Source organism: Dietzia sp. DQ12-76, from assembly GCF_014145045.1.
Taxonomy (GTDB): domain Bacteria; phylum Actinomycetota; class Actinomycetes; order Mycobacteriales; family Mycobacteriaceae; genus Dietzia.
Genome location: NZ_JAALDV010000193.1, coordinates 1 through 5,780, shown reverse-complemented (window position 1 = coordinate 5,780; position 5,780 = coordinate 1). Strand labels below are relative to the sequence as shown.

Genomic DNA, 5,780 nt, shown 5'->3' with positions numbered 1-5,780 from the left:
CGGAGGAGCACTGTCCTCCGTCCGCGAACTCGAGGACGCACTGGACGCCATCGCCCGCGGCGAGGAGACCGATGCCGCGGGACTCGCGGACGCGCTGGCCGACCCGGGCCCCGAGGGCGACTACAGCCCAGACGGCCTGGCCCGCATCACCGGGCTCTCGCGGATCATCGCCGGGCTTCGAGCGCGGTCATCCGCTCCCCCTGCCAGACTCGTCGCCGCCGCGGAACAGGCGCTGGGTCTGGACGCCGAGGTGCGCCTCCGGGAGCGCACCGGCGGGGGAGAGGCACGAGAGCAGCTCGATGAGCTGCAGGAGGTGGCCGCGGGATTCGGGGCCGACCGCGGTCAGGGTCTGGACGCCTTCCTGGCACACCTCGATCTGGCACGCACGGTGGACGGCGGGCTCGCACGGGGCGAGGTCGCCTCCGTTCCGGGACGGGTACAGATCCTCACCGTGCACTCGGCCAAGGGGTTGGAATGGGAGATCGTCGCCGTGCCCCACCTGTCCGTGGGGATATTCCCCTCCGACCGCGCGCCCCAGACCTCGGTTCGAGCGGCCACCCACCTGCCCGAGTACCTCCGCGGGGACCGCGAGGGCGAGGACAACCCCGGAGGCGTGCCGGTGCCCCGGTTCGACGGAATCGGGGACCGCAAACGACTGGAGGCCACGCTCAAGGCCCACATCGACCGCGTCAAGAAGCGGTCGCTCGACGAGGACCGACGCCTGTTCTACGTGGCCGTCACCCGGGCGGAACACTCCCTTCTGCTCTCGGCCTCCCACTGGCACGGCAGTGGCTCCACACCCCGTGGCCCGTCGGAGTTACTCGACGAGGTCCTCGAGTTCTGCCGGGGACCCGAATCCCTCGGGATGGTGGACCCTCTCGTCGTCACGCCGTCGGCCACCAACCCGGCCACCGCGACGGTGGTCGAGGCCACCTGGCCACGTGCGTCGGTGAACGATCGCAGGACGGCGGCGGACGCGGTGTCGCAGGCCCGTCCCGTGGATCCCGAGGTCGACCCGGCTCCCGACCACGGACCCGCCCGGCTCTGGCACCTCACTGCGGCGCCGCTGCTCGCGGATGCGCGCCGGGCCGCCGACCAGAGCGACAGAGTGGTCCTACCGCGCCGGTTGACGGCGGGGGAGGTCGTGGCCATGGCGACCGATCCGGATGCGTACGCCGACCGGCTGCGCCGACCGGTGCCGTTCCGGCCCGACCGTTTCGCCCGCCGGGGAACGCGGTTCCACCAGTGGGTGGAGCACCGATTCGGAGCCACCCACCTGCTCGACATCGACGACCTCCCCGGAGCAGGGGACCACGGGGCGGTCGACGGCGTGTCGGAGGCGGACCTCGCGGCGCTGAAGAGGGCGTTCGAGGCGTCGAGGTGGTCACGGCTGACCCCCGAGGCAGTGGAGGTGCCCTTCGAGGTGGGCCTCGGGGGTCACCTGCTGCGCGGCCGGATGGACGCGGTGTTCGCGGACGGGGACGAGTGGATCGTCGTGGACTGGAAAACCGGGCGGGTGCCGGGTCCGGGAGAGATGCCGGCCGTCTCGCTCCAGTTGGCGGTCTACCGTTACGCCTGGGCCAGGATCGTCTCGGCCAGGCTCGGTCGACCGGTCGAGCTCGACAGGGTCCGGGCCGCCTTCCACTACGTCCGCGTCGGGAGGACCGTTGAACCGGACGCTCTGCCCGATGCGGAGGAACTGCGGCAACTGCTGTCCACCGGCCCCGGGAGAGGGCGGTTGTTGTCCGACAGGGGCCGATAGGCCACGATGGTCCGGGTGACCCCGATGAACGACGGTGGTCTCGTCCCGGAACGGAGCTGCTGATGGTGAGGAAGCGCCCACTCGCGTCCCGTTCCCGCAGCAGCGACCCACTGGACGAGAGCCCCGACCACATCCTCGTGGGCGTGGTGAGCATCCCCGCCAATGCCGAGAGCCCCTGGCGACTGATCGGCAAGCGCGTGCTGATGGCCGTGCTCACGCTGACGTTGGCGGCACTCGTGGTGTACTTCGATCAGGAGGGGTACGAGGGCGGCGGAGGCGCCGACGGCAGGATCACGGTCGTCGACGCCTTCTACTACGCCACGGTCTCCCTCTCGACAACGGGCTACGGAGACATTTCCCCGATCACCCAGCAGGCGCGGCTGCTCAACGCCATCCTGATCACGCCGCTGCGCGTGCTCTTCCTGATCCTGCTCGTCGGTACCACCCTGTCGGTGCTCACCGAGCAGTCCCGTCAGGCCCTCAGGATCCAGCGCTGGAGGAACCTCGTGCGTAACCACACCGTCGTCGTCGGCTACGGAACCAAGGGCAGGTCCGCCGTCGCGGCGATGCTCGCCGACGACACCGCTCCCGACGACATCGTCGTCGTCGACACCGACCCCCAGGCGCTCAAGTCGGCGGCCGCGCGCGGTCTGGTCACGGTCCAGGGCTCGGCCACCCGGTCGGACGTCCTCAAGCTCGCGGGCGTGACGCGCGCCGCGTCCGTGGTGGTGGCGACCAACTCCGATGACACGGCGGTGCTGGTCACGCTGACCGCCCGAGAGCTCGCACCCAACGCGAAGATCGTCGCCACCGTCCGCGAGTCCGACAACAAGCATCTGCTGAAACAGTCCGGTGCCGACTCCGTGGTGGTCTCCGCCGAGACGGCTGGCCGGCTGCTCGGACTGGCGACCATCACCCCGACCGTCGTGGGGATGATGGAGGACCTGCTGACGCCGGACGAGGGTTTCTCCATCGCCGAACGACGGGTCGAGGAGTCCGAGGTCGGCGGGTCCCCGCGACACCTCGCCGAACTCGTTCTGGGGGTCGTCCGCAAGGGCCAGTTGATCAAGGTCAACGAACCGCAGGCCGATGCGCTGGAGACCGGCGACCGCCTGCTCTACATCAGGATGGTCGCAAGCTGATTCCGGCACCGGGGCGGTCGGCCCGGGTGACCCGGGCCGGCGGGAAGGTCTCCGGATACGCTGACCGCCTCCCATGATCCGCGAGAAGGAACCCGACCATGCCGCTGGACTTCAGCCTCGACTCCGACCCCGTCCTGTCCGTCGCCGCCCCCGACCGGGCCGCGCACCTGCGCCAGGACGCCGACGGTCTGGCGCGGGGGTGGGCCACCGCGCGGGTGGTGCGGATCGATCGCCGTGATCGGTTCGCCACCGATCCCGTGGCGGGTGGCCGTCGACGCCTCCGGCTGGAGCCCGCGATGGACCACGCGGACCGGATGCCCGAGACCGCGGTGTTCCTCGGGCTCACGGAGGAGGGTCGCCACCTCTGGGCGATGCCGGAGGATGAGCTCCCCGACGATCCGTCGGTGACGACCCTCCGGTCGTCCGGAGCGGACCTCGTGGACGGAGACGGGGCGCTGGCATCACAGGCCCTCGCGCTGCTCGGGTGGCACCGGGACACCGTGCGGGGCCGGGGACCGCAGCACCATCCGCGCCGAGTGGACGCGGGCTGGGCGATCGAGGACCCCTTCCACGGCGGGCCCGAGTACCCCCGCACGGACCCGGCCGTGATCTGCCTGGTCCACGACGGGGGCCGTCGGGTACTCCTCGCCCGCCAGCCGGTCTGGCCGACGGGGATGTACTCCCACGTCGCGGGATTCGTGGAGGCGGGGGAGTCGCTGGAGGGATGCGTGGTTCGCGAGGTGCAGGAAGAGGTCGGCGTGGCCGTGGACCGCGTCCGCTACCTCGGCAGTCAACCCTGGCCGTTCCCGCGCTCGCTGATGGTGGGATTCCACGCCATCGGCGACCCGGACGCGCCGATCGTCCTCGAGGACGAGGAGATCAGCGAGGCCGCCTGGTTCGACGTCGACGACGTCCGCGCAGCGCTCGACGGCCGGGGCACGCTGAGGGTGGCGCCGCCGGTGTCGATCGCCCACGTGATGCTCCGGTCGTGGGCGGCGGCGGTGGACGGCGGGTGAGGTGCCCGGCGGGTCAGGCGCCCGCGAGCTCGGCGAGCTTGGCCCTGACCTGAGAGGCCGGGGGGTTGGTGGCGGTGGTGCCGTCCGAGTACAGGGCGGTGGGGACGACGCGGTTGCCCCCGTTGACGCTCTCCACGAACGCCGCGGCGTCGGGGTCGGCGTCGACGTCGATCTCGACGTACCCGATCGCCTTCTCGTCCAGCAGCTTCTTGAGTCGGGTGCAGAAGGGGCACCAGGAGGTGGTGTAGAGGGTCAGGGCCTCCGCGCCGCCGGCCGTGAGATCGCTGTCGTTCCTCGGTTCGCTCATGACGGGGTTCAACGTCCGACGACGGTGGAATCTTCCCGGGGCAGGCCCGAGGCGCCGGTGTCGGGGCAGGATGCCACCATGGGGGCGTGGAAGACGTGCGACGTGACAGGGAGTCGGCCCTCGACGGACTGGACCCCCAGCAGCGGCGGGCCGTCCTGGCCCCCCGCGGCCCCGTCTGCATCCTCGCCGGCGCGGGCACCGGCAAGACGCGCACCATCACCCGCCGCATCGCCCACCTGGTGACCACCGGTCACGTGCGGGGGGACCAGGTCCTCGCCGTCACCTTCACCGCCCGTGCGGCGGGCGAACTACGCATGCGGCTCGCCGGACTGGGCGTCGCGGAGGCCGGGACGGGCCCGGTCCAGGCGAGGACCTTCCACTCGGCGGCGCTGCGCAATCTGTCCTACTTCTGGCCCCGGGTCTACGGAGAGGAGCCCTGGCAGCTGCTCGACGGGCAGTTCCGGGCGGTCGCCCAGGCCGTCCGCCGGGTGGGGCTGGATCCCTCGACGGAGACGATCCGGGACGTCCTCACCGAGATCGGCTGGGCCAAGTCCAGTCTGCTCACCCCCGACACGTACGCCGAGCGTGCGATCGCGCTCGGGCGTGACCTCCCGGCCCCCGCCCCGGAGGTGGCGCGGGCGTTCCGCGCCTACGAGGACCTCAAGGTCTCGGGCCCGGTCCGCATGCTCGATTTCGACGACCTGCTGGGGCACATGGCGGACCTCGTGGAGGAGGTCCCGGCGATCGCCGAGGAGTTCCGGGACCGCTACCGGTGCTTCGTGGTGGACGAGTTCCAGGACGTCACCCCCGCCCAGCAGCGCCTGCTATCGGCCTGGCTGGGCCGACGCGACGACCTCACCGTGGTGGGTGACGTCAACCAGACCATCTACTCCTTCGCCGGCGCGGACCCGGACTACCTGCTCGGGTTCGAAGAGCGCTACCCGGAGGCGACCGTCGTGCGGCTGGAGTCGGACTACCGGTCCACGCCGCAGGTCGTCGAGCTCGCCAACGCCGTGATCGGGTCCGGCTCGGGGCGTTTCCGGGCGGCCGGGCTCACTCTCCGGGGGATGCGACCGCCAGGGCCCGAGCCCGTGCTCACCGAGTACGCGGACGAGGACGCGGAGGCCGAGGCCGTGGCGGGGGCGATCGCCGACCTGGTCCACGGTGGACTCGACCCCGCGGAGATCGCGGTGCTCTACCGGGTCAACGCGCAGTCGGAGCGCATCGAGGCCGCGCTGGACGAGGTGGGGATCGGCTACCGGCTCAAGGGGGGCGAGGGATTCTTCGACCGGACGGTGGTCAGGCGTGCGATGGCGGCGATCGACAGACTGGTCGACGGCTCGGACGAGTCGGCGGCCGGGGAGTACTCCGCGCTCACCGATCCCTCCGACGTCGTCCGCGTGATCCGGGCGGCCCTGGAGCCGTTGGGTCTCACGGCGGCCGAGCCGTCGGGCGCCCAGGCCAGGGAGAAGTGGGAGTCCCTCACCGCGCTGATGGGACTGGTGGAGGAGATCGCCACCACGGGGGACCGCCCCGGGCTCCTGCCGGTGGTC

The 5,780-nt window shown here is 71.7% G+C and carries 5 protein-coding genes; 4 read left to right on the top strand and 1 reads right to left on the bottom strand.

Annotated elements, in window-relative coordinates:
• The 3 genes from G6019_RS07845 to nudC form a co-directional block, all read left to right on the top strand.
• Positions 1–1,762 (top strand): 3'-5' exonuclease (locus G6019_RS07845; protein ID WP_182627352.1); only part of this gene is annotated, 1,762 nt, incomplete at its 5' end.
• Positions 1,763–1,824: 62 nt separating this feature from the next.
• Positions 1,825–2,904, top strand: coding sequence for a potassium channel family protein (locus G6019_RS07840; RefSeq protein ID WP_107755961.1), 1,080 nt, complete (start codon positions 1,825–1,827; stop codon positions 2,902–2,904).
• 98 nt (positions 2,905–3,002) lie between these two features.
• Positions 3,003–3,920, top strand: a complete 918-nt coding sequence (gene nudC, locus G6019_RS07835; RefSeq protein ID WP_107755962.1) for an NAD(+) diphosphatase — start codon at positions 3,003–3,005, stop codon at positions 3,918–3,920.
• Positions 3,921–3,933: 13 nt separating this feature from the next.
• On the opposite strand, the gene G6019_RS07830 is transcribed toward nudC, so the two are convergent.
• Positions 3,934–4,227 carry a mycoredoxin gene (locus G6019_RS07830; RefSeq protein WP_107755963.1) on the bottom strand — a complete coding sequence of 98 codons (294 nt, stop codon included), beginning with the start codon at positions 4,225–4,227 and terminating at the stop codon, positions 3,934–3,936.
• 86 nt (positions 4,228–4,313) lie between these two features.
• Here G6019_RS07830 and G6019_RS07825 point away from each other — a divergent pair.
• Positions 4,314–5,780: ATP-dependent helicase (locus G6019_RS07825; RefSeq protein ID WP_182627350.1), on the top strand; the 1,467-nt coding region annotated here is incomplete at its 3' end.